This window comes from Mycobacterium genavense ATCC 51234, assembly GCF_000526915.1.
Lineage (GTDB): Bacteria > Actinomycetota > Actinomycetes > Mycobacteriales > Mycobacteriaceae > Mycobacterium > Mycobacterium genavense.
Genome location: NZ_JAGZ01000006.1, coordinates 1 through 24,451 on the forward strand (window position 1 = coordinate 1; position 24,451 = coordinate 24,451).

Sequence of the window (24,451 nt, forward strand, 5' to 3'; positions counted from 1 at the left end):
AGGCCCTCAGCCACTAACCGCGAAAACCACTGGTTTCCAAAACTTTCAACTCAGAAGGACATAGACAATGTCGATCAATTACCAGTTCGGAGACGTCGACGCGCACGGTGCGTTGATCCGTGCGCAGGCCGCTTCGTTGGAGGCCGAGCACCAGTCCATCGTGCGCGATGTGCTGGCTGCCGGTGACTTCTGGGGCGGCGCCGGTTCGGTTGCCTGCCAGGAGTTCATCACCCAGTTGGGTCGCAACTTCCAGGTGATCTACGAGCAGGCCAACCAGCACGGCCAGAAGGTGCAGGCCGCGGGCAACAACATGGCCAGCACCGACAGCGCCGTCGGGTCCAGCTGGGCCTAACACCCGAAACTTTAGGCGCGGCAGCACACCATCCGTTCGGTGTGCTGCCGCGTCCTGCGGTTACCGTGTACAACGATCGTCTGGGGTACTGATGGACCAACAGAGCACTCGCACCGACATCACCGTCAACGTCGACGGCTTCTGGATGCTGCAGGCGTTACTGGACATTCGCCACGTCGCTCCGGAGCTGCGGTGCCGGCCCTACGTATCCACCGACAGCAGTGACTGGCTCAACGATCACCCCGGCATGAAGGTGATGCGCGAGCAGGGCATCGTCGTCGGCGACGATGTCAACGAAGAAGTAGCCGAGCGGATGCGGGTGCTCGCCGCGCCGGATCTCGAGGTCATCGCACTGCTGTCGCGGGGCAAGCTGCTGTACGGCGTCGTAGACGACGAGAACCAGCCGCCCGGCTCGCGCGACATCCCGGACAACGAGTTCCGGGTGGTACTGGCCCGACGCGGGCAGCACTGGGTATCGGCGGTCCGGGTGGGCGCCGACATCACCGTCGACGACGTCGCCGTCGCCGACAGCGCGTCGATCGCGGCCCTCGTGCTGGACGGCCTGGAGTCGATTCACCACGCCGAGCCCGCCGCGATCAACGCGGTCAACGTGCCACTGGACGACATGCTGGAGGCCACCAAGTCGTGGCAAGAGTCCGGCTTCAACGTTTTCTCCGGCGGCGACCTGCGGCGGATGGGCATCAGCGCCGCCACCGTCGCCGCGCTGGGACAGGCGCTTTCGGACCCGGCGGCCGAAGTTGCTGTGTATGCGCGCCAATACCGGGACGACGCCAAAGGACCCAGCGCGTCCGTGCTGTCGCTGAAGGACGGTTCGGGCAGCCGCATCGCGCTTTATCAACAGGCGCGGACCGCGGGTTCGGGGGAGGCCTGGCTGGCGATCTGTCCCGCGACCCCACAGCTCGTGCAAGTGGGCGTCAAGACCGTGCTCGACACACTTCCGTACGGCGAGTGGAAGACCCACAGCAGGGTGTAAAGAGAAGTATCAAATGTTAAGGCGTGTAACGTTTTTGAACTCAGGGTGCGGCCAGGCCACAAAAGCGTCATACTGCTCTAATAATTAGCGGCAAATGCGAAAATGAGTGTCACCGGATTCATCAATCGCGAGGCGGGGTAAATGGAATTGGAAAACGTCGAACTACTGGTTTCCGAAGCCTCGGTAAGTAAATCGACAGGGCCCTCCGCGCGACTGGCGACCCGGAGCCACACGTCCACCACGACAGGGGTGCAGCCCGATGACTGCGGTAGCTGATGCGCCACAGACTGATATCGAGGGAGTCTCACAACCTCGGGCAGTCGTAGTCGGCATCATGGCCGGCGAGGGTGTCCAAATCGGCGTTCTGCTGGACGCAAACGCCCCGGTCTCGGTGATGACCGACCCGTTGCTGAAGGTGGTGAACACCCGCCTGCGTGAGCTCGGCGAGACTCCACTGGAGGCGACCGGTCGCGGCAAGTGGGCGTTGTGCCTGGTCGACGGTTCTCCGCTGCGGGCCACCCAATCGCTGACCGAGCAAGACGTCCTCGACGGCGACCGTCTGTGGATCCGGTTCATCCCCGACACCGAGAAGCGTTCGCAGGTCATCGAGCACATCTCCACCGCCGTCTCGCAGAACCTGAGCAAGCGCTTCGCCGCGATCGACCCGATCGTTGCCGTGCAGGTCGGTGCCGCGATGGTGGCCGGTGGCGTGCTGCTCGCCTCCGCGTTGCTGGGCTGGTGGCGCTGGCACCACAATTCGTGGCTGACCACGATTTACGCTGCGGTCATCGCCGGGGTCGCGCTGGGCGTTTCGATGATGCTGCTGATGCGCGCCCAATCGAACACCGATCGCCGTATCGCCGACATCATGCTGGGGAGCAGCCTCGGGCCGCTGACCGTCGCCGCGGCCGCGGCACCACCCGGCGGCGTCGGATCGCCGCATGCGGTGCTGGGCTTCGGCGTCCTCACGATTGCCGCGATACTGGCTCTGCGATTCACCGGGCGTCGGCTCGGGTTGTATACGGCGATCATCACCGTCAGTTCGCTGGCGACGATCGCTGCCCTGGCGCGAATGGTCGCGATGACCAGCGCCGTGACGATGCTGACGACGATCGTGCTGGTCTCCGTGATCGGTTACCAGTGCGCACCGGCCATGGCCCGGCGGCTGTCCGGTATCCGGTTGCCGGTCTTCCCGTCGGCCACCAGCCGCTGGGTCTTCGAGGCCCGGCCCGATCTGCCCACCACCGTGACCCGCACCGACGGCGGCCCGCCGGTGCTCGAGGGACCCGCGTCGGTGCGCGACGTGCTGCTGCAGGCCGAGCGTGCCCGGTCGTTCCTGTCGGGCCTGCTGGTCGGCTTCGGCGTGCTGATGGTGGTCTCGCTGCCGGGCCTGTCGGACCCGCATACCGGGCAACGGTGGCTGCCGCTGCTGCTGGCCGGCTTCTGCGCTGGTTTCCTGATGCTGCGCGGCCGCTCCTACGTGGACCGTCTGCAGGCCATCACCCTGGCCGGGACGTCGGTGATGATCGTTGCGACGGTCGTCGTGCGCTACGCACTGGAACTGCAGTCGCCGCTGTCGGTGTCGGTCTGCGTCGGGATCTTGGTGCTGCTGCCCGCCGCGGGTATGGTAGCGGCCGCGGTCGTGCCGAACAGCATCTACAGCCCGCTGTTCCGCAAGTTCGTGGAGTGGATTGAATACGTCTGCCTGATGCCGATCTTCCCGCTGGCGTTGTGGTTGATGAATGTCTATGCGGCAATTCGGTACCGGTAACGGCAAGGTGTGGCGTAGGCGCGTATCCCGTGCGGCGATAGCCGCACTCCTGCTGACGTCGGGTTCGCTCGCCGGCTTACCGCCCGCGTACGCGATATCGCCGCCGACCATCGACCCAGCGGCGGTGCCGCCCGACGGTCCGCCGGGCCCGCCGGCGCCGATGAAGCAGAACTCCTACTGCACCGAGGTCGGCGTGCTGCCCGGCACCAATTTCAAGCTGCAGCCGAAGTACATGGACATGCTGAACCTGCAGGAGGCATGGCAGTTCGGCCGCGGCGCCGGGATCAAGGTCGCCGTCATCGACACCGGTGTCACCCCGCACCCCAGGTTTCCGCACCTGATCCCCGGCGGGGACTACGTCATGGGCGGTGACGGGCTGTCCGACTGCGACGCCCACGGCACCATCGTGGCATCGATGATCGGTGCGGCACCGGCAAACGGCGCGGTCCCGCCACCGGCGGCGAGACCGCGCAAGCCGGTCACCATTCCCACCACCGAGGCGCCGCCGAAAGCGCCGCCGCCGCAGACGGTGACCCTGTCCCCGTTGCCCCAGACCGTGACCATGGTTCCGGCCTCGCCGCCGTCCGAGGGCCCACCGCCGCCGCCCTGGGCTCCGCAGCCACCGCCGTCGGAGCCTGCGCCCGCGCCGGCCCCACCGTCGCAAGCTCCGCAGGGAGCACCGCCGGGTCCGCCACCGCCACCCGCGCCGGCGGCTCCCGGCGCCGCTTACCACGGCGGCGGCACGGTGACGATTCCGGCGTATTCCGGTGGCGCGCAGACGATCAAGGCCGGCAATCCACACCCGCTAGCGCCGACGCCGCCGCCTCCACCACCGGCACCGTCGGCGGGGCCCGACGCCTACAGCGGTGTCGCCCCCGACGTCGAAATCATCGCGATCCGCCAGTCCAGCCAGGCGTTCGGCCTCAAGGACGCCTACACCGGCGACGAGGACCCACAGACCTCGGCGAAGATCTCCAGCGTCGAGACCATGGCCCGCGCCATCGTGCACGCCGCCAACCTGGGTGCCTCGGTGATCAACATTTCCGATGTGACCTGCATGAGTGCCCGCAATATCGTCGACCAGCGGGCGCTGGGGGCGGCGGTGCGCTATGCGGCCGTCGAGCGTAACGCCGTGATCGTGGCCGCCGCCGGCGACACCAGCAAGAAGGACTGCAAGCAGAACCCGATCTTCGACCCGCTGAAGCCCAAAGACCCGCGCGACTGGAACGCCGTCACCACCGTGGTGACGCCCTCCTGGTTCAGCGAGTACGTCCTGACCGTCGGCGCGGTGGATGCCGACGGTCACCCGCAGACCCAGGGCGCCAACGGGCAGGGCTCGTCGAGCGTCGCCGGACCGTGGGTGGGGATCGCCGCGCCCGGAACCGACGTCGTCGGGCTCTCGCCGCGAGACGACGGCTTGATGAACGCGATCGACGGGCCGGACAATTCGCTGCTGGTTCCCAGCGGCACCAGCTTCTCGGCCGCGATCGTGTCCGGGGTGGCCGCACTCGTCCGCGCCAAGTACCCCCAGCTGTCCGCGTATCAGGTGATCAACCGGTTGGAGCGCTCCGCGCGTGCGCCGGCCCGCGGGGTCGACAACCAGCTCGGCTACGGCGTCATCGACCCGGTGGCGGCGCTGACCTGGGACATTCCCGACGGGCCGCTCAAGCCCCCGCAGCAGCTGTCGATACCGTTGAAAGTGCCGAAGGCGCCGCCGCACCGCGACATGCTGCCCGTTTGGGTAGCGGCCGGGGGGCTGACCGGAGCACTACTGATCGGCGGGGCAGTATTTGGTATCGCGACGTTGATGAAGCGCCGCAGGCAGCAACAATAAGGGCGGAGCAGTACAAGCATGAAGGCTCAGCGCAGGTTTGGGTTGTCTTTGTCGTGGGCGCGGGTCACCGTCGTGTTCCTGGTCGTCGTCGGGATCCTGCTGATCGCCAGTCACTGCCCCGACTCCTGGCAGGGCAGATACCACATCGCCTGGTGGGTCGGCGTCGGCATCTCGGCGATCATCACGCTGCTGTCGGTGGTCACCCATCATGGCCTGACCGTGACCTCCGGCCTGGCCGGATGGCTCTGGGACTGGTCGGCCGACCCGGGCACCACGCTGGCCGCGGGGTGCACGCCCGCGATCGACTACCAGCGCCGGTACGGGCGCGACAAGGTCGGGGTGCGCGAGTACGACGGCCGCCTGGTCACGGTGATCGCGCTGGACGGCGATGACGATGCGTCGCGCCACCACCGCCAGAAGAGCGCGCCACCGGCCAGCGTGCTGGTCCGATCGGTCGCCGCCGGCCTGCGCCAGTTCGACGTCAGCCTGGACGGCATCGACATCGTCTCGGTGCAAATGCGCCGCGGCGGAAACGCCGCCGAGTTGTCCAAGCTCGACAAGCTGGGTCCCGAGGAGTGGGGACTGGTCAGCGATCAGCCCGCCTCGTACGTGCGGCGCACCTGGCTGGTGCTGCGGATGAACCCACAGGCCAATGTCGCCGCGGTGGCGGCCCGCGATTCGCTGGCTTCAACGCTGGTGGCGGCGACGGAGCGGCTGGTCCAGGACGTGGACGCGCCGGGCTGTGCGCCCCGGCCACTGACCGCCGAGGAGATCGCCGAGGTCGACAGCGCCGTGCTGGCCGATCTGGAACCGACCTGGAGCCGGCCCGGATGGCGCTATCTCAAGCACTTCAACGGCTTCGCGACCAGCTTCTGGCTGACGCCGTCGGACATCACCACCGAAACGCTCGAGGAGCTGTGGCAGCCCGATGCCGAGGCGACCGTCGTGACGATCCAGCTCACCGCGGACGACGGCCATCCCGAGGTGTCGAGCTGGGTGCGCTATCACAGCGATAGCCGGCTGCCCAGGGGAGTATCGTCCGGCCTCAACCGGCTCACCGGCCGCCAGTTGGCCGCGGTACGCGCCAGCCTGCCTGCCCCGACGACCCGCCCGTTGCTGGTCGTGCCCACCCGGGGGCTCCTCGAGGACGACGACTTGGTGCTCCAGGTCGGCCAGGCACGGGAGGGCGCTGAGCGCTTGCTCGCAGGTCAATGAGCCGCCCGCAATCGACGGCGGAGGACGCCCGTAACGCAATGGTTGCCGGCCTGTTGGCGTCGGGAATCTCCGTCAACGGGCTGCAACCGAGCCACAACCCGCAAGTGGCGCTGCGGATGTTCACCACGGCGACCACGCTGGACCCCGCGATGTGCGACGCCTGGCTGGCCCGGCTGCTGGCGGGCGACCAGAGCCTCGAGGTGCTCGCGGGAGCCTGGGCGGCGGTCGGCACGTTCGGCTGGGAGACCCGTCGGCTCGGTGTCACCGAAATGCAATTCCATCCGGACGTCTCCGACGGGCTGTTTCTGCGGCTGGCGGTGCTGTCCGTGGAGTCGCTCGCGTGCGCCTACGCGGCGGTGCTGGCGGAGGCGAAGCGCTTCGAGGAAGCCGTCGAGTTGCTCGATCGGGTCGAACCCCGCCAGCCCATCGACGAAGAGCTGATCGCCTACGTGCGCGGGATTCTCTACTTCCGCGCCGGGCGATGGCCGGACGTGCTGGTGCAATTCCCGGAGGGAAAGATCTGGCGCAACCCCGAGCTGAAGGCCGCCGGCGCGGCGATGGCGACCACGGCGCTGGCGTCGCTCGGGGTCTTCGAGGAGGCGATCCGGCGCAGCCAGCACGCGATCGAGCCGGATCGGGTACCGGGTGCGGCCACCGTCGCCCTGTACACCCAGGGCATGTGCCTGCGGCATCTCGGGCGCGAGGAAGAAGCCGTCGAGGTACTGCGCCGGGTGTATTCGCGGGACCCGAAGTTCGGCCCGGCCCGCGAAGCCCTGGACAACCCCAACTACCAGTTGGTGCTGACCGATCCGGAAACCATCGAGGCGCGAACCGACCCGTGGGACCCGGACAGTGCACCGACCCGGGCCCAGGCCGAGGCGGCCCGGCAGGCCGAGACGGCGGCCAAGTACTTGGAAGAGGGCGACGCGGAGCTGAACGCCATGCTGGGCATGGAGCGGGCGAAGCGGGAGATCAAACTCATCAAGTCCACGACCAAGGTGAACTTGGCCCGCGCGAAGATGGGCCTACCAGTCCCCGTGACCTCACGCCATACCTTGTTGCTGGGGCCGCCCGGTACCGGAAAGACTTCCGTGGCACGGGCTTTCAGCAAGCAACTGTGCGGGTTGACGGTGCTGCGCAAACCGGTGGTGGTGGAGACCAGCCGCACCAAGCTGTTGGGCCGCTACATGGCCGACGCGGAGAAGAACACCGAGGAGATGCTCGAGGAGGCGCTGGGCGGTGCGGTCTTCTTCGACGAGATGCACACGTTGCACGAGAAGGGGTATCAGCAGGGCGACCCGTACGGCAACGCGATCATCAACACCTTGCTGCTGTACATGGAGAACCATCGCGACGATCTGGTGGTCTTCGGCGCGGGCTACGCCAAGGCGATGGACAAGATGCTGGACGTGAACCAGGGTCTGCGACGGCGCTTTTCGACCGTGATCGAGTTCTTCAGCTACACCCCGGACGAGCTCGTCGCATTGACCCGCCTGATGGGGCAGGAAAACCAAGACGTCATCACGGAGGAAGCGGCCGAGGCACTGCTGCCGTCGTACACCAAGTTCTACCGCGACGAGAGCTACTCCGAAGACGGGGACCTGATTCGCGGTATCGACACGCTCGGGAATGCCGGCTTCGTGCGAAATGTGGTGGAGAAGGCCCGCGACCACCGCAGCTTCCGTCTCGACGACGAGGATCTCGACGCGGTGCTGGCAAGTGACACCACCGAATTCACCGAGCTTCAACTGCTGCGGTTCAGGGAGCTCACCGGCGACGATTTGCTCGAGGGGCTCAGCGCGGCGGTCGCCGAGAAGAAGTCGAGCTAGCGGCGCCGCGCTAACACGGTCGCGGGGCTCCCGCATGGAATCGGTGTGGTGGCGCAGTGAATAGTTGCGAACGCCTCGCAGTAAGCTTGACTCGCCCCGTCCTGGATGCCAACATGACGTGTGCAAGCACCTCGTTAGGTGAGGCTTCCATTACGGATACAGGCCACTGACCTGAAACGTCGAAAGACGCCCAGGGTCAGGATAGCTCTTCCCGGCTTAAGGGTTGAGCCCAAGTGGCTTCTGGCTTTGATCGGCCGGATACGCAGTGTGGTGCCGAAGCTCTGATGAGAGGGGTGCCGGATCCGGCGAATGCGCCGGATGCTTCTACCCCTTCGTGCAGAATAAGAGGCATCTCGGTGTGCCCAGGCCTGAAGGAGGTGAGAACGAAATTAGTCCCCATTCTCGATCGATGACGTTCCGTTCGAGCCGAGTAAGGCTTCGCTCTCGCATATCGGCATGCACCGAGTCGCTGACCGCGCTGCGCAATCGGTGTATGTCCCGGCAAGGGTCGCGTCTTTGGCTCACCCTTATTCCTGAGGAGAACTCCGATGACCTCTGTCAACGTACAGACCACTGCCGGTTCGTGTGCGGCCACCGAGGCAGCCAACACAGCCGTCGCCTGCTGAGCGCCGAGGGGGAACCATGCTGGATTTTGCGACGCTACCGCCGGAAGTCAATTCGGCCAGAATGTATTCCGGTCCCGGGTCGGGGCCGTTGCTGGCTGCTGCCGCGGCCTGGAACGCACTGGCGGCCGAAATACGCTCCGCGGCAACCGATTACGAGTCGGTCATTCGCGAGCTGAGCAGCGCGGGCTGGATCGGTCCGTCCTCGGCCTCCATGTTGGCCGCAGCGGCACAGTACCTGACGTGGCTCAACACCACCGCCGCCCAGGCCGAGCAGACCGGCATACAGGCCAATGCGGCCGCGACAGCTTTCGAGGCCGCGTTCGGCATGACGGTGCCCCCGCCGGTCGTCGCGGCCAACCGCACTCTGCTGGCGAACCTGGTGGCTACCAACATCTTCGGACAGAACACCCCGGCGATCGCGGCCACCGAAGCCCACTACATGGAGATGTGGGCGCAGGACGCCGGGGCGATGAACGGCTACGCAGTGGCCTCGAGGTCCGCGGCGCAGATGACGCCGTTCACCTCGCCACAGACCAACACCACTCCGGACGCGGTGGCCGAACAAAATGACGCCGTCAACCAGGCGGCGAACACGTCGGCCGGGACCGCGCGGTCGATGATGTCGACTTTCTCGGCCGATGGCTCGTCGAGTGACATCAACGGCCCTGCCGCTTCGGGTTCGGCCATCGACTACTGGACCCACTTCCTGGACGGGTCGAACAACACCGCGCTGGGAAACTTCCTTAACAGCAATTTCTTCTCCAACTCGATCCTCAACGGCTCGATTGCCGGCGGCCCATTCAACCCGCAAACTATCATTTCCACGGTCGAAGGCTTCAGTTTCCTGCAGACGGCGGCCACGACGCTGGACGGGCTGGACGACTTCAGCGCCGGCGCCGAAAGCGCCACGGCCGCCTTGTCGTCGAGCACGGTCCCGGCCGCGGGCCTGACCGGCGCCACCGCCGGGATAGGCAACGCACATCTGGTGGGTTCGATGTCGGTGCCGCCCAGCTGGAGTAATGCAGCCACGGTCACTGCTGGTCAGGGCCCGGCACCGGTCACCGGGCTCAGCGACATCGGGTCCTCGGGAACGCCGGCCGCGGGCGGGCCGGGTGCCGTCGCCGGACCGCTCGGTGGGACCGGCAAGCGATTGCGCCGGGCCATCCCACGGTACGGGTTTCGGCCCGTCGTCATGCCACGTCCACCGGCCGCTGGCTAACAGACTTCAGGAGGAGATGTCATGCTGAATTTCGGGGCTTTGCCGCCTGAGGTCAACTCGGCGAAGATGTACGCCGGTCCGGGGTCGGGTTCGATGCTGGCCGCCGCCGCCGCCTGGAACGCGCTGGCGGCTGAAATGCGTTCTGCAGCAACTGATTACGAAGCCATCGTCAAGTCGTTGGTCAGCGAGGGCTGGCTCGGCCCGTCTTCGGCGAAGATGGCGGCGGCGGTGCAGCCGTATCTCGAGTGGCTGAACACCACCGCGGTACAGGCCGAGCAGGCCGGCGCACAGGCAAACGCCGCCGCGGCAGCATACGAAGCCGCGTTTGCCGCGATGGTCCCCCCGCCGGTCATCGCAGCCAACCGCACCTTGCAGGCAAATCTGGTGGCCAGCAACATCTTGGGGCAAAATACCGGCGCCATCGCGGCCGCCGATGCGCAATACGGCGAGATGTGGGCGCAGGACGCTTCCGCGATGACCGGCTACAGCACCGCGTCGCGCGCGGCGAGCCGAATGACGACGTTCAGCGAACCGCAGTCCGACACCACCACGGACGGAACGGCCTTGCAGACCGACGCGGTCAACAACACCCTGGCCGCCGGAGCGGGGGACAGCATATTCACACCCGGCTCGGGTGACGACACGACCGGGCTCTCCGGGTTGCTGAACACTTTCAGCAACTCGACCCCGAATCTGCTGGGCGCCTTCCTGAACAACAACAGCGTCTCCGGCCTGTCCAACGCCTTCACCACCAACGGCATTCTGAACCCGACGACCATGATCGATCCCGCCGCCACGGCCTTCGCGAACGCGGCCGTACAAGGCGCGACCACGTCAGGGCTGGAGGATCTGTCGGCCGGGCTCAACAGCGCGGGCCTGGCATCGTCGGTGACGAGCCTGCCGGGTGCGGCGGCCACCGCCAGCCTGGGGCAGGCGAGTCTGGTCGGAGGCCTTTCGGTTCCGCCGAGCTGGGCCGCCACCGGTGCAACGGTCAGCACCGTTTCGGCGACGACGCAGGTGGGCGCCGGGGCGTACCACGGCTTTGGCGCCGCCACGCCGATGGTGATGGAAGAGGCCGGGGCCATGGGCATGCCCGGGGTGCCGCTGGCTGGCGTTCCCGGGCCGCACGAGGACGAATTCGCCGACCCGATCTATGGGTTCCGCCCGCGCGTCATCGGACGCCCGCCCGCCGCCGGTTAGCCACCGATGAAAGCAGTAACACTGTTGGCGAGCGGCGCCGTCCTGGTCGGCCTGGCCGCACCGGCACACGCAGACCCGGCCGACGACGCATTCCTCGCCGCGCTCAGCAACGCGGGCATCACCTATCACGACCCGGAACACGCGATCAAGGCGGGCCAAAAGGTTTGCGACCTAGCCAACGCCGGGACGTCTCAGCTGGACATCATCCGCGACATCCGCGATCTCAACCCGGCATTCACGATGGCCGGCGCCGCCAAGTTCGCCAAGGCGGCCGCCATGGCCTATTGCCCCGAGCGGCTGTCCACCGATAGCGGCGGCACCAATGCCGGCTCCGGGGGCGGTAGCTAACCGAGCGAGCACCGGTCGGCGGCCGACTGAGCCACGCGAGCAACCCCGACGGCGTTCGCTCGTGCCTCACAGCAACCCCGCAGAAATCGATAAGCCTGGTAGGAGCTCCTCATGTTTACCTTGGGTGAAATATAGGGGAGCTAGATATGACCATTGTCTTTCCATTCGGCACCGGCGACGGCCGCGGCATGCCGGTCCCCGGCGCGGGCGATGTGCTTGTGGCGCCGGACTTTTGGGCCCCTGCCGGGCCCCTGCCGCACCAGACGGTTCCAGGCCGGGCCGGGCCTTGGTGTCCAGAAGATTTATCGCCCCGCGAATGTCGGCCGGCACGAATTCCAGTTAATCGACGATAATTTGGCAGACACCGATCGTCCTTTTGCTTGCAGCAGGACACCAGAGTGAGAAAGGCCCGAGATCATCCGCAATTTTCAAGGGACACGTGTGCCATTTCGGTGCTTTTGAGCTTCAAATTAATTCGATGCGATAACACCGAAATCCAGCGGCCTAGGAATCAAGCCGGAGGCAATAGCACGTAACAATATTCAAGGCCATCTGGGACGCGCAGATCGGTCGTGTATTTCGTGGATTTCGAATATTCCAGGCGCTGCTGGCCTGTCGCTGTATGCTACTCTAATGCCGCTTGTACTGGTGCTTTAGCCTATCCGCTGTTAGCTGTGTCACATTTAAGTTCTCACATCAACACTTACGCCAATGACATTTCTTTTTTACACTCCGATTACCCGGCGGGAACGCGCCACGAATAAATTCGGGCGATAATGATCGCAATATCGAGGCCGTAAGCCTCGCTGAGGACCGGGGGTGGACCTGACGATATTCCTAAACGGGAACGGGCAAGCTGGTGTCGTTCAACACGTGTAAATCAGCGCGGATTCGATGCATTTCATTAGAGCTGCGCCAAGTTTGCGGCGAGGGCTTCGAAACCGCGCCTACCATGACGGCCAAATGAGGGAGCGGAGGTAAAAATGTTGGACTTCGGGGCGTTACCACCGGAGATCAACTCCGGCCGAATGTACGTCGGTGCGGGAGCGTGGCCGCTGCTCGCCGCCGCCGCGGCCTGGGACGAGTTAGCTGCCGAGCTGTATTTCACAGCGGTGCTGTATGGCCCGACGATTCAAAGCCTCTCCGCCGGGCCGTGGACCGGGCCGTCCTCGATCGCGATGGCCGCAGCCGCCGCGCCGTATCTGCAGTGGATGAGCGCGACGAGGGCCCAGGCCGAGCAGGCGGGCATGCAGGCCAAGCTCGCCGCGGGTGCCTACGAGGCAGCCTTTGCGGCGACGGTGCCGCCACCCGTCATCGCGGCCAACCACGCTCTGCTGGCGTCGTTGATCGCCACCAACATCTTGGGCCAGAACACGCCGGCGATCGCCGCCACCGAAGCCCAATACATGGAGATGTGGGCGCAGGACGCCGCGGCGATGTACGGGTATGCGGGCTCGTCGGCAACGGCGTCGCAGCTGCAACCGTTTACCGAGCCACCGCGGACCACCAACGACGCCGGCTCGGGGATGCAAGCGGCCGCGGTGGCCCAATCGAGCACCACGTCGGGCACCAATTCCGCGCTACAGCTCTCCCAACTGGCATCGACGAACACCACCGCCGCGGCCGACCCGTCGACGGGACTGACGGTGCCGCCCGCCGTGACCAACTGGAACACGATCTGGTCCGCCATCACCGGGGTGTACTCGCCCCAGTCGTGGACGACCATCCCGGGTGGCCCGTTCCTGTCGTTCGGCCAGGCGTACGCGTGGGGCCAAAACGGGCAGAGCGCCGCGGCCTATCTGTCCGGGCCGAAGTTGATCAAGGGTGCGCTGGAGCCGTTGACACGGGGCGTCGCCGCCGGCATCCACCCGATGTTGAACTCCTCGGTCGCGGGCGGCCCGGTCACCGGGTCGATGGGCCGGGCGGCCCTGGTCGGGAGCATGTCGGTGCCGCAGGGCTGGACCGAGGCCGCGCCGGCGATCAGGACGCTGGCCCAGGCGTTGCCGGCCAACCTGGCGGCCGCCGCCCCCGCCGCGATGGTCGGGGAGGAAGGCGTGTTCGGCCAGATGGCCTTGTCCAGCCTGGCCGGACGAGCCGTCGCCGCCGCGGCCACCATCATCGTCATACCGGCACTGGAGGACTGACCGCGATGAACACGACGCACAGCAACCCAGCACCGTCTCGCCAAGCGCTCGCCACCAGGTAAGGGGAAACGACATGTTCTACGGAGCCTTTCCGCCGGAGTTCAATTCGGGCCGGATGTACGCCGGTCCGGGTGCGGAGTCGCTGGTGACGGCCGCGACGGCCTGGGAGAACCTGGCCACCGAATTGCAGGCCATCGCGACTTCGTACTCGTCGGTCATCACCAATCTGACCACCGGCCCCTGGGCGGGTCCGTCGTCGCTCGCCATGGCGGCCGCGGCCGCTCCCTACGTGGCCTGGATGCAGCAAACCGCCGCCCAGGCCGCTCAAACCGCGGCCCAGGCGACGCAAGCCGACGCCGCATACGAAACGGCGTTCGCCGCGCATGTGCCGCCGCCGCTCATCGCTGCCAACCGGGAACTGCTGGCACAGCTGGTGGCGACCAACATATTCAGTCAGAACACCGCTGCGATCGCGGCCACCGAGGCCCAATATGGCGAGATGTGGGCCCAGGACGGCGAGGCGATGGACACCTACTTCGCGTCCTCGGCGACGGCCTCCAACAATCTGCAGGAATTCAGTCCGGCACCGAAGACCACCAATGACGAGGGTCCTCAGCTGCAGGCTGCCGCGCTCACCCAGTCCGCCGGCAACACCGCCGGGACGGCGGTATCGAACCTGGCGGGGACAACCAACTTGGCCGCCACGGCGACCGGTGCCACCGGCCCGCTGGCGGGGCTTGCCGACATCGCCACGGCCTACCAGAAGTTCTGGACGAATCTGCTGAACACCATCCCCGGCGGGGCCAATTTCTACACCGCCATGTACAACGCGGTGAAGGTGCCGATCGGGCTGACCATACAGTTCAACGACATCGGACTGTTGATCAACTTCCCGGTGTCGCAATGGCTCAAGTTCGCGCCCCCGGTTGCCTACGGCGCACTCCCCAAGGACGCGCTGGGCGCCGGCCTGGGCGCGTTGGGCTTCACCCGGGGCACGCTGTTTGACGCGATCACTCCCACCGCGGGATTTGCGCGGGGCACCTTGGTCGGATCGTTGACGGTTCCGCCCAGCTGGGCCTCGGCCACCCCGGCGATCAGCACGGTGGCCGCCGCCTTGACGGCCGCCGGGCCCGAGGCCATTCCCGCGGCCGCGCTCGGCGAGGGCAGCCTGTTCAGCTCGATGGGGATGGCCGGGATGCTGGGCAGTGCCATGGGCGCCGGCGGGCCCACGGTCGTTGGTGCCGGGATTCGCAACTGCATGACGCCACACAAGGATCTCCAGGACAAGAAATCACCGGAGCACCTGAAACGTCTGTTCGCGCAGATTTCTGAGAAGCCCGAAACGGTGCAGCACCACGACGTCGATCAGGAAGGTCTCGACGCGCTGCTCGAGCAGCTGGCCAAGAAACCCGGCATCCACGCGGTGCATCGGAAAAAGGGTAGTCCAGGGTGATCCCATCCGAGGAAGCGCAATCAGGTTAGGGGACAAGGGTTATGAAACGGCTACTGACCGCAGTTGGTGTTGCCGCCGCGATCGCGTTGGCGGCACCGGCCTATGCCGATCCCGTTCCGGAACCGGACGGCGACGACGCGGGTTTCATTGCCGCGCTGCGCCAGGCCGGGTTCAGCTTTTCGAGCGAGAGTGCTGCCGTCGGGGCGGGTCGGGCGGTGTGCTCGTGCCTGAACAACGGCGAGGACAACTTGGAGCTGCTCCACGACGTGAAAAGCCGCAACCCCGGAATGGACATGGAACAGGCCTCGGTCTTCGCGATGATCTCGGCGAAATTCTATTGCCCGCACCAACTTTCGATAGCCTGATCGACACGCGCCGCAGGTCGACACCCCGCGGCGAGGGTTGCGCGGAAATGGCCATCGGGGAACCGATGTGGCCGAGGTCCATCTAGTGTTCACCTGAGCGTGGTTGGCTGGCCCAGAGCGGCGAGAGGTGGTGGGTGCCGCCGGGGAAGGAGTCCGCTATGACGCAGACGTTGAGCGTCGCCGATTTCGCGCTCCGGCTGGGCGTCGGGGTCGGTTGCGGCGCCCTGATCGGTGTCGAACGGCAATGGCGGGCGCGCCGGGCGGGATTGCGGACGAACGCACTGGTCGCCGCCGGCGCGACCTTGTTCGTGCTGTACGCGGTCGCCACCCCGGACAGCAGCCCGACCCGGGTCGCGTCCTACGTGGTATCCGGTATCGGGTTCCTCGGCGGTGGGGTGATCCTGCGCGAGGGAGTCAATGTCCGGGGCCTCAACACCGCCGCCACGCTGTGGTGCTCCGCCGCGATCGGCGTTCTGGCCGCCTCCGGGAACCTGATTTTCACCCTGATCGCCACCCTCGTCGTCATCACCATCCACGTGGTGGGCCGCCCGCTGGGCCGGGTGATCGACCACGACAACGACGCCGAGGAAGACGAGGGCCGGCAACCCTTTCTGGTGCAAGCGGTCTGTCGCCCGAAATCCGAGAAGTACGCCCGCGCCCAATTGGTCCAGCACGCCAGCAGCAATGACCTGACGCTGCGCGGCATCCACACCGGGCAGGGCGACGACGACGAAATCACCTTGACCGCACACCTTCTCGTGGATGGCCATACGCCGGCCAAGCTGGAGCGGTTGGTGGCGGAGCTGTCGCTGCAACCCGGGGTTCGCGCGGTGCAGTGGTATGCCGGTGACCAAGCGCAGTCCGACTGACGGCTACGGGCGGGCCTGCAGCTGTGGCGCGGCCGCAGCCAGCAGGTCGGCGCGAACACCGGTCAGCGGAGGGTAGATGCGGCGGGAATTGATGGTCTGCTTGGTGGCTTTGGCTGCCGCGCCGGTGGAGACCACCACGCGATCCCACCCTTCGGTGTAGACGGCACCGGTCGGACCAAGATCGAGAACGATTACATACCAAGGTATTCGAAGGGGCAACAGCGGTTCGCCACACAGGTCGCTGATGACGTTGTAGCCCGCATAGCGGCCCATCGGCCGGCCATGCTGACACGACATCACCGACAGGTGCTCGTCGTCCATGCGCGCCGCCGCCACGTCGCCGGCCGCGAAAACCGACTCGACGCCGAGCACCCGCAGGTAGTCATCGACGAACACCCGGCCCGCACGGTCGCGGTCGACATCCAGCTGTTCGGTGAGCGTACTGGCCCGCGTCCCGGCACACCACACCACGGTGGCCGCGTCTAATTCTTCACCCGACGACAGCGACACGCCGCTGCGACTGACCGCGGCGACGTGGACGCCCGTCCTGGTCTCAATCCCGTTGTCCGACAGCGCTTTCTCGATCACCGGCCGGGCCGAGGCTCTCATATCGGAACCGACCAGTGGATTGCGGTCGACGAGAATCACCCGGGGACGGCCAGAGAACAACGCGCGCAACCGATTCGGCAGTTCGCAGGCTGTCTCGGTGCCGGTCAGCCCGGCGCCGACCACGACGACCGTCGCCGCCGCGGGTGTGGGGGGATCCTCGGCAAGCCGCTGCAGCGCCACAGCGCCGTCGTAGGTGTCGACGTCGAACCCGAATTCCCGCAGCCCCGGCACGGCGGGCTTGAGCACCCGGCTGCCCGATGCCAGCACCAGCCGATCGTAGCCGTAGGTCACACCGGCGGAGGTGGTCACCGTGCGCGCACCCGCGTCGATCGCAGTGACCTCGGCCACGGCGTGGGCCACACCGACAGGGTCGAGGAGTTCGGCGAGCGAAATCCGGCACGGGCTCAAATCGGCCTCGTGGTTGCGCACCCGGATGTCGTGAAACGGCGTAGCGCTCAACACGGTCAGGTCGACGGTTCGCACGGCGAGCTCGTCGAGCCGCCGCGCAGCGCCCAGCGCTGCCCATAAACCCGCGAATCCGGAGCCGACCACCAGCACAGCAGTCACCGGTTCACCACCTCATCGGTCGGGGTCGACCGGCATCGGAGGCCGGCCGTCGTAATCTATCCGGGTGGGTGCCATCACGGGGTTCTTAGCCGCCTTACCTCCGCAGATGCGGGACCCGGCGCTGTTCGCGATCCCGTTTTTCCTGCTACTGCTGATTCTCGAGTGGACCGCCGCCCGCAAACTCGAGTACCTCGAGGCCGCCGAGGATCCCAGGCCGGCCTCGGGTGCGTATCTGACCCGCGATTCGTGGGCCAGCATCTCGATGGGGCTGGTGTCGATCGCCACCACGGCCGGGTGGAAGACCCTGGCCCTGTTCGGGTATGCCGCGATCTATGCCTACGTCGCACCATGGCGACTGCGGGTAGACCAGTGGTACACCTGGGTCATCGCGATCGTCGGCGTCGACCTGCACTACTACGCCTATCACCGCATGGCGCACCGGGTGCGACTGATCTGGGCCACCCACCAGGCTCACCACTCCAGCCAGTACTTCAACTTCGCGACCGCACTCCGCCAGAAGTGGAACAACAGCGGCGAGATCCTGATGTGGATTCCGTTGCCGCTGTTGGGGATTCCACCCTGGATGGTGTTCTTCGCCTTCTCGGTGAACTTGATCTACCAGTACTGGGTGCACACCGAGCGCATCGGCAAGCTCCCGCGACCGATCGAATTCGTCTTCAACACGCCGTCACATCACCGGGTGCACCACGGCATGGACAAGGTGTACCTCGACAAGAACTACGGCGGCATCTTCATCATCTGGGACCGCCTGTTCGGCAGTTTCCAGGCCGAGCTGTTCCGCCCGCATTACGGCCTGACCAAGCAGGTGGACACCTTCAATATCTGGAACCTGCAGACCCGCGAATACGTCGCGATCGCGCGCGACTGGCGCGCGGCGAGCCGGCTGGGCTACCTCTTCGGGCCGCCGGGCTGGACTCCGCTCCCAACCGCACCCGCCGACGACTCCGTTCGGCTGGCCTCGTCGCTGTAACGCCGGCTCCGGCTGGCGCGAAAAGGCCGATGACGAAACAGTAACGATGTAATCTCAACTTGTGGTCGGAGCACGCGCCGACCTTGACGGAACGGAGTCCGTCCATGGTGTATCGCATGGCACTTCGCGTACTGGCCGCCGCAATCGCCGCACTGGCCTGCATGCCCGGATTGCCGCCCGCGAAGGCCCACGCCGACCCCGTGGTGGTGTCCCCGGGCATGGAGATCCTGCAGGACAACCGGCTGTGCACGCTGGGCTACGTCGATCAGGCCGCGCGCGTCGCATACACCGCCGGGCATTGCCGCAGCACCGGCAACATCGTCACGGACAAGAACCGCAACCCCATCGGCCATCTCGCGACCTTCCGGGACGACACGCCCAGCGGCTCGACGGTCGCGGTCGACCAGGCGATCAGCGACTACGAGGTGATCGCGCTGGATCCCAATATCCCGCTGAACAACATCCTGCCGGGCGGACGGCCGCTGGTCTCGAGCCCGAACGTCGCGGTGCAGCCCGGGCAGGCGGTCTGCCACTTCGGCGTCTCCACCGGCGAAACCTGCGGCACCGTCGAGGCGGTGAACAACGGCTGGTTCACCATGTCCCACGGTGTGCAGAGCCATCCGGGCGATTCGGGCGGCCCGGTGTATCTGGCGCCGGCCGCGGGCCCCGGACAGATCGTCGGGATCTTCAACAGCATGTGGGGCGACTTTCCCGCGGCGGTGTCGTGGCGGTCCACCTCCGAACAGGTCCACCAGGACATGGCCGGGCAGGTCAACGGCGGCTAACGCTGGTCACCCGGCCTGAGCACGAACACCGGTATCGACGGGGCGCCGGCCCGGAGCTCGTCATCGCTGGACTCCGGCGTCAACCCGGCCACATAACCCTTGACCTGCCAGTACCACCTGTCCAGGTAGCGCTTCAACAGCGCGGGTTTGGCGGCGTCGTCGACCTCGACGGCCTGCAGCCGTCGCCGCCGCCAGCGCGGTCCCACTTCGACGACGCCCGCGGCCCTGACGTTGCGGGCGCACTGGGTGTTGCCCCGCGGGGAGACCAGGTAGGCGACGCCGTCGATGGTCAACAGGTTGACGACCACGGCGCGCTGCTTTCCCGTCTTGCGGCCACGGACGCGCAATGAGCGGGTCCCGGCGATGCTGATCCCCAGGTCGGGCAGCCAGCGGATGACGACATTGCCGGCACGAGCGGCCCGGTTGGGTTCCTGGTAGCGCGTGGACATCGCGAATCCTCTCGTCCGGCGGGCGACCATGAACGAGAGCAGTGCTCTCATCCTTGGTCACAATGGCACAACGCTCACCGGAAAGCAAGAGCGGTGTTCTCGTTTGTGTCAGACTGGCGACGTGGGCAAACGCCAGGAGTCGCGGGAACAGATCGAGGCGCGCATCGTCGAGCTGGGCCGCCGCCACCTGGCCGACCGCGGCGCGGCCGGGCTGTCGTTGCGAGCGATCGCCCGCGACCTGCGCATGGTCTCCTCGGCGGTGTACCGGTACGTGTCCAGCCGCGACGAACTGCTCACCCTGCTGCTGATCGACGCTTATTCGGACCTGGCGGACACGGTGGACCGGGCCCGCGACACCATGGGCGAACTCTGGAGCGACGACGTCGTCGCCATCGCCCGGGCGACGCGGCGCTGGGCCGTCGAACATCCCGCCCAGTGGGCCCTGCTGTACGGGAGCCCCGTCCCCGGATATCACGCCCCCGCGGAACGCACCGTCGGGGTCGGCACCCGCGTCGTGGGCGCCCTCTTCGACGCGATCGCCGCCGGGATCACCACTGGGGACATCCGCCTGACCGATACCGTTGTCCCGCAACCGATGTCGTCGGACTTCGCCCGGATCCGGCACGAGTTCGGCTTTCCCGGCGACGACGCCGTCATCGCCAAATGCTTTTTGTTCTGGGCCGGGGTGCTCGGCGCCATCAACCTCGAGGTGTTCGGTCAGTACGGCGCCGACACCCTGACCGATCCCGAGGCCGTCTTCAACACCCAGCTCAGGCTACTGGTGGACATGCTCGCTCAGCATTGACCGTGCGAATTAGAACGTGTTCACCCAGCGATTCCCGACACCGAGCGCCGGATCACGGCAAAGAACTTCTGGCCCTTTCTGGGCGCCGACGCGCTGGGCTATCCTGCCAATTGATGACGCTTGACGTTCGATCCCCGACACAGATCACCTGGGTGACCCAGAATCTGGATGCCACCGAAACGGCTCTCACCGGCCTATTAGGTGCCCGGAAGTGGGTTCGGATACCCGACGTGCACTTTGCTCCCGACAGCTGTAGCTACCGTGGCAAACCGGCTGACTTTGTCGCCCACATCTCGTTGAGCTATCTCGGGGACATGCAGCTCGAGCTCATCCAACCGGTCCGCGGGGAGAACGTCTATAGTGAATTTCTTCGCGATTCCGGGGGCCGGGCTTGCGCCACATCTGTACGGAGGCCGAAAGTCCCGAACGGTTCGAGGCCGCGCTGGCCGACGCCGCCGATCACGGGGCCAAGGTGGTGCAGCAGGGCATGATGCCCGGCGGCATCCAATTCGCTTACCTGTCAGCACCACACGCGGGGGTGCCGTTTTTGGAGATCGCGTACATCTCGCCCGAGATGCGGGCGTTTTACGACTACATCAAACAGGAGCAAAGGTGAGCGGCACCGAAATACCAGCAACCGTCAACGCGAACACGGTGACGTCCTGGTCGGACGACGTCGACGTGCTCGTGATCGGTTTCGGCATCGGCGGGGGCTGCGCGGCGGTGAGCGCGGCGGCCGCCGGCGCGCGGGCGCTGGTCCTCGAACGCGCCGCCGCGGCGGGCGGCACCTCGTCGATGGCCGGCGGTCACTTCTACCTGGGCGGCGGCACCGCGGTGCAGCAGGCCACCGGGCAAGACGACTCCGCCGAGGAGATGTACAAGTACCTGGTCGCGGTGTCGCGCGAACCCGACCACGAGAAGATTCGGGCGTACTCCGACGGCAGCGTCGAGCATTTCAACTGGCTGGAGGATCTGGGTTTCCAGTTCGAGCGCAGCTATTACCCGGGCAAGGTGGTCGTCCCGCCGGGTACCGAGGGCCTGAGCTATACCGGCAACAAAAAGGTCTGGCCGTTTTGCGAGCAGGCCAAGCCCGCACCGCGCGGCCATTCCGTGCCGGTGCCCGGCGAGTTGGGCGGCGCCGCGATGGTGATCGACCTGCTGGTCAAGCGGGCCGCCGACCTGGGAGTGCAGGTCCGTTACGAGACAGGGGCGACCAACCTCGTCCTCGACGACGACGGCGCCGTGGTGGGCGTCGTCTGGAAGCATTTCACCGAAACAGGTGCGGTCAAGGCAAAGTCGGTCATCATTGCCGCCGGCGGTTTCGCGATGAACCCGGAGATGGTCGCCGAGTACACCCCCGCACTGGCCCAGGAGCGCAAAACCAAGCACCACGGCATGGTGGCGCCCTACATCCTGGGCAACCCCAACGACGACGGCCTGGGCATCCGGATGGGCGTCTCGGCGGGCGGAGTCGCCAAGAACATGAACGATTTGTTCATCACCGCGGCGGCGTATCCGCCGGCGGTGCTGCTGACCGGTGTGATCGTCAACAAGGACGGCAAGCGGTTCGTCACCGAGGACTCCTACCATTCGCGCACGTCGGCATTCGTGCTCGAGCAACCCGACCAGACGGCCTACCTGATCGTCGACGAGGCACACACCGAGATGCCTGAGATGCCGCTGATCAAATTCCTCGATGGCTACGAGACCATCGCCGAGATGGAGGACGCGCTGGGAATTCCCAGCGGCAACCTCGCGGCCACCCTGGACCGCTACAACGAATTCGCGGCCAAGGGCGAGGACCCCGATTTCCACAAACAGCCGGAATACCTTGCGCCACAAGACAATGGGCCCTGGGCGGTGTTCGATCTGTCGCTGGGTCAGGCCATGTACTCGGGATTCACCATGGGCGGGCTGGCCACCTCGGTGGACGGGGAGGTGCTGCGCGAAGACGGCACGGCGGTGCCCGGCCTGTACGCCGTCGCGGCGTGCGCGTCCAACATCGCCCAGGACGGCAAGGGCTGCGCCAGCGGCACGCAGCTGGGGGAGGGCTCGTTCTTCGGCCGCCGCGCCGGAACGCACGCGGCCGGCCGACGCTAGACGGTCGCGGGCTGCTGGCCGACCGGCCCAAGCTGCCAGCGACCGCCGCCAAGCAACTGCAGCTCTTGTTCGTGATGCTGCTCGACGGTGTGGCGGTGGCTGACACTGACCACGACGCACTCGGGAAGTTCGTTGCGCAGCAGCTGATATAGCGCGAACTCGAGCCCCTCGTCGAGCGCGGAGGTGGACTCGTCGAGGAACACCGCCCGCGGCTTGGTGAGCAAGATCCGGGCGAAGGCCACGCGCTGCTGCTCACCCGGCGAGAGCACCTTGGCCCAGTCGTGCTCTTCGTCCAGTCGACTGATCAGCGGGGCCAGCGCCACCTTGGTCAGCACGTCGTGCAGTTCGGCCGTGGTGATGTCGTCCGGTGAATTCGGGTAGCACACCACACCGCGCAGACTGCCCAGCGGCACATACGGCAACTGCGACAGGAACATCGTCGCGTTGTCGCCGTCGGGGCGGCACAGCGTTCCCGAGGCATACGGCCACAGTTCGGCGAGGCTGCGCAGCAGTGTGGTCTTGCCCGCGCCCGAACGCCCGGTGATCACCAGCGTGTCGCCGGTGTCGAGCTCGACGTCGAGCGAGTCGATCAGCTGGTCTCCGGCCGGCGTGCGGACCTCGATGCCGGCCAGCTCGACCGCCTTGTCCTGGCTCGGCTTGACCAGCACCGCGGGCAGCCCGCGGCCCTGGGCGTTGGCGTCGACCAATCCGTGCAACCGGATGATCACCGCCCGGAACGAGGCGAACGCGTCGTAGTTGTTCCGGAAGAACGACAGCGAGTCGTGGATATTGCCGAAAGCCGTTGCGGTCTGGCCGACATCGCCGAAGTTGATCTTGCCGGCGAACAGCCGCGGCGCCTGGATGATCCACGGCAGCGGGACGATCGCCTGCGACACCGACCAGTTCCAGCCGTTGAAGATGATGGTCCGGCGGACGAACCTGCGATAGTTGTCGATGATCGGCGTGAAGCGCCGCCACAGCTGCGCCCGCTCGACCCGCTCACCGCGATAGAAGCCGACCGCTTCCGCGGCGTCGCGCAGCCGCACCAACGCATAACGGAAGGCGGCGTTGAGCTTCTCGTTGTTGAAGCTGAGCCAAATCAGCGGGCGCCCAAGCCAAATCGCGACAACCGTCGCGATCAGCACGTAGACCAGCACGGTCCAGAACATGGCCCGCGGCAACGTGACGCCGAACAGGGTCAGGTCCCCGGACAGGTTCCACAGGATGGCGGCGAACGAGATCACCGAAGCGACCGCGTTGACGGCCCCGAACAACAGCGTGCTCCCGGTGCCGTTGGACGGGTTGTTCGGGGTGCCACCGGCATTGGCGGTGAAGATGTCGATGTCCTGCTGGATACGCTGGTCGGGGTTGTCAATCGTGTGGTCGATGAACAGATCCCGGTAGTAGGCCTTGCCGGCCAACCAGTCGTTGGTGAGGTGCGCGGTCAACCAGATGCGCCAGGAGATGATGAACCGCTGGGTGATGTAGATGTCGAGCATGAATCGGATGACGTAGAGTGCGGCCAGCCCGCAGAAAATCGCAATCGACATCCAAAAGCCGTGGATGCCAGATTGTTTGACGGCGTCATCGCCGGCGGCCGTGCCCTGGACCGCGATCTGCACCGACGTGTACAGGTCGTTGCCCTGGTAACTGAGCAGCACGCTCAGGCGGACCGACAGCAACACCGAAAGCAACAGCACCCCGAGTAGCAGCCAGACCTTGACGCTGGCCGGGCCGACGAAATATCCGCGGGTGATCCGCCAGAACTGCCGGCCCCAGGGCGTGAAGAACCGGAATGCGGCCAGCACGACGATCAGGGACACCGCGCCGATCGCCCAGGCTATGGCGAGCCACTGCAGCGAGTCGACCAGTGCCGACGACCAGTCGATGGATGGCTTGAATAGCGTGGGACCCAACTTCGACGTC

Annotated in this window: 20 protein-coding genes, 1 pseudogene and 1 riboswitch; of the genes and pseudogenes, 18 read left to right on the forward strand and 3 right to left on the reverse strand. The window is 66.4% G+C overall.

What is annotated here, in order from left to right; translation table 11 throughout:
* Positions 1-67: 67 nt before the first annotated feature.
* From T428_RS0114575 to T428_RS0114635, 13 genes are all read left to right on the forward strand, one after another.
* On the forward strand, positions 68-352 hold the full coding sequence (locus T428_RS0114575) for a WXG100 family type VII secretion target (protein ID WP_025737064.1): 285 nt from the start codon (positions 68-70) through the stop codon (positions 350-352).
* A gap of 91 nt (positions 353-443) precedes the next feature.
* Positions 444-1,346, forward strand: coding sequence for an ESX secretion-associated protein EspG (locus tag T428_RS0114580; protein ID WP_025737065.1), 903 nt, complete (start codon positions 444-446; stop codon positions 1,344-1,346).
* Between the two features lie 259 nt (positions 1,347-1,605).
* A complete protein-coding gene (gene eccD / locus T428_RS0114585; protein ID WP_025737066.1) occupies positions 1,606-3,117 on the forward strand; it encodes a type VII secretion integral membrane protein EccD in 1,512 nt (503 codons plus the stop codon).
* The gene (locus T428_RS0114590) at positions 3,095-4,951 is read left to right on the forward strand and encodes a type VII secretion-associated serine protease mycosin (RefSeq protein WP_025737067.1); all 1,857 of its coding nucleotides are present in this window, start codon (positions 3,095-3,097) and stop codon (positions 4,949-4,951) included. The genes eccD and T428_RS0114590 overlap by 23 nt, the downstream gene beginning before the upstream one ends.
* Positions 4,952-4,969: 18 nt before the next feature.
* The gene (eccE, locus tag T428_RS0114595) at positions 4,970-6,166 is read left to right on the forward strand and encodes a type VII secretion protein EccE (protein ID WP_025737068.1); all 1,197 of its coding nucleotides are present in this window, start codon (positions 4,970-4,972) and stop codon (positions 6,164-6,166) included.
* Positions 6,163-7,995, forward strand: coding sequence for a type VII secretion AAA-ATPase EccA (gene eccA, locus T428_RS0114600; protein WP_025737069.1), 1,833 nt, complete (start codon positions 6,163-6,165; stop codon positions 7,993-7,995). Before eccE ends, eccA begins: the two co-directional genes overlap by 4 nt.
* 123 nt (positions 7,996-8,118) lie before the next feature.
* A riboswitch (M-box (ykoK) riboswitch) is annotated at positions 8,119-8,295 on the forward strand.
* Between the two features lie 342 nt (positions 8,296-8,637).
* Positions 8,638-9,840 (forward strand): PPE family protein, encoded by a 1,203-nt coding sequence (locus T428_RS0114605; RefSeq protein ID WP_025737070.1) that lies wholly within the window; start codon positions 8,638-8,640, stop codon positions 9,838-9,840.
* Between the two features lie 21 nt (positions 9,841-9,861).
* On the forward strand, positions 9,862-11,040 hold the full coding sequence (locus tag T428_RS0114610; protein ID WP_025737071.1) for a PPE family protein: 1,179 nt from the start codon (positions 9,862-9,864) through the stop codon (positions 11,038-11,040).
* A gap of 6 nt (positions 11,041-11,046) precedes the next feature.
* Positions 11,047-11,388: a DUF732 domain-containing protein gene (locus T428_RS0114615; protein WP_025737072.1), complete on the forward strand. Its 342-nt coding sequence runs from the start codon at positions 11,047-11,049 to the stop codon at positions 11,386-11,388.
* Positions 11,389-12,371: 983 nt separating this feature from the next.
* Positions 12,372-13,532, forward strand: a complete 1,161-nt coding sequence (locus T428_RS0114620; RefSeq protein WP_025737073.1) for a PPE family protein — start codon at positions 12,372-12,374, stop codon at positions 13,530-13,532.
* Positions 13,533-13,605: 73 nt separating this feature from the next.
* On the forward strand, positions 13,606-14,985 hold the full coding sequence (locus T428_RS28235) for a PPE family protein (protein ID WP_036468090.1): 1,380 nt from the start codon (positions 13,606-13,608) through the stop codon (positions 14,983-14,985).
* Positions 14,986-15,026: 41 nt separating this feature from the next.
* Positions 15,027-15,350 (forward strand): DUF732 domain-containing protein, encoded by a 324-nt coding sequence (locus T428_RS0114630; protein ID WP_025737074.1) that lies wholly within the window; start codon positions 15,027-15,029, stop codon positions 15,348-15,350.
* 158 nt (positions 15,351-15,508) lie between these two features.
* Positions 15,509-16,219 (forward strand): MgtC/SapB family protein, encoded by a 711-nt coding sequence (locus tag T428_RS0114635; protein ID WP_025737075.1) that lies wholly within the window; start codon positions 15,509-15,511, stop codon positions 16,217-16,219.
* A gap of 3 nt (positions 16,220-16,222) precedes the next feature.
* Here T428_RS0114635 and T428_RS0114640 read toward each other — a convergent pair whose 3' ends face one another.
* On the reverse strand, positions 16,223-17,395 hold the full coding sequence (locus T428_RS0114640; protein WP_025737077.1) for an NAD(P)/FAD-dependent oxidoreductase: 1,173 nt from the start codon (positions 17,393-17,395) through the stop codon (positions 16,223-16,225).
* A 64-nt stretch (positions 17,396-17,459) separates the two neighbouring features.
* Between T428_RS0114640 and T428_RS0114645 the strand changes: the two genes are divergently transcribed.
* Together T428_RS0114645 and T428_RS0114650 are read left to right on the forward strand one after the other, a co-directional pair.
* Positions 17,460-18,386 (forward strand): sterol desaturase family protein, encoded by a 927-nt coding sequence (locus tag T428_RS0114645; RefSeq protein WP_025737078.1) that lies wholly within the window; start codon positions 17,460-17,462, stop codon positions 18,384-18,386.
* A gap of 104 nt (positions 18,387-18,490) precedes the next feature.
* Complete coding sequence (locus T428_RS0114650; RefSeq protein WP_036468092.1) at positions 18,491-19,171, forward strand: Rv1815 family serine proteinase; 681 nt, start codon at positions 18,491-18,493, stop codon at positions 19,169-19,171.
* On the opposite strand, the gene T428_RS0114655 is transcribed toward T428_RS0114650, so the two are convergent.
* On the reverse strand, positions 19,168-19,620 hold the full coding sequence (locus tag T428_RS0114655; RefSeq protein ID WP_025737080.1) for a nitroreductase/quinone reductase family protein: 453 nt from the start codon (positions 19,618-19,620) through the stop codon (positions 19,168-19,170). The two genes, T428_RS0114650 and T428_RS0114655, sit on opposite strands and share 4 nt — an antisense overlap.
* A 121-nt stretch (positions 19,621-19,741) precedes the next feature.
* Here T428_RS0114655 and T428_RS0114660 point away from each other — a divergent pair, with 121 nt between their 5' ends.
* From T428_RS0114660 to T428_RS0114670, 3 genes and pseudogenes are all read left to right on the forward strand, one after another.
* Positions 19,742-20,425: a TetR/AcrR family transcriptional regulator gene (locus T428_RS0114660; RefSeq protein ID WP_211243958.1), complete on the forward strand. Its 684-nt coding sequence runs from the start codon at positions 19,742-19,744 to the stop codon at positions 20,423-20,425.
* Between the two features lie 113 nt (positions 20,426-20,538).
* Positions 20,539-21,041 (forward strand): annotated as a pseudogene (locus T428_RS28240) (VOC family protein).
* Positions 21,038-22,525: an FAD-binding protein gene (locus tag T428_RS0114670; RefSeq protein WP_025737082.1), complete on the forward strand. Its 1,488-nt coding sequence runs from the start codon at positions 21,038-21,040 to the stop codon at positions 22,523-22,525. Before T428_RS28240 ends, T428_RS0114670 begins: the two are co-directional and overlap by 4 nt.
* On the opposite strand, the gene bacA is transcribed toward T428_RS0114670, so the two are convergent.
* Positions 22,522-24,441, reverse strand: coding sequence for a vitamin B12 ABC transporter pemease/ATP-binding protein BacA (gene bacA / locus T428_RS0114675; protein WP_025737083.1), 1,920 nt, complete (start codon positions 24,439-24,441; stop codon positions 22,522-22,524). The genes T428_RS0114670 and bacA overlap by 4 nt on opposite strands.
* Positions 24,442-24,451: the final 10 nt, after the last annotated feature.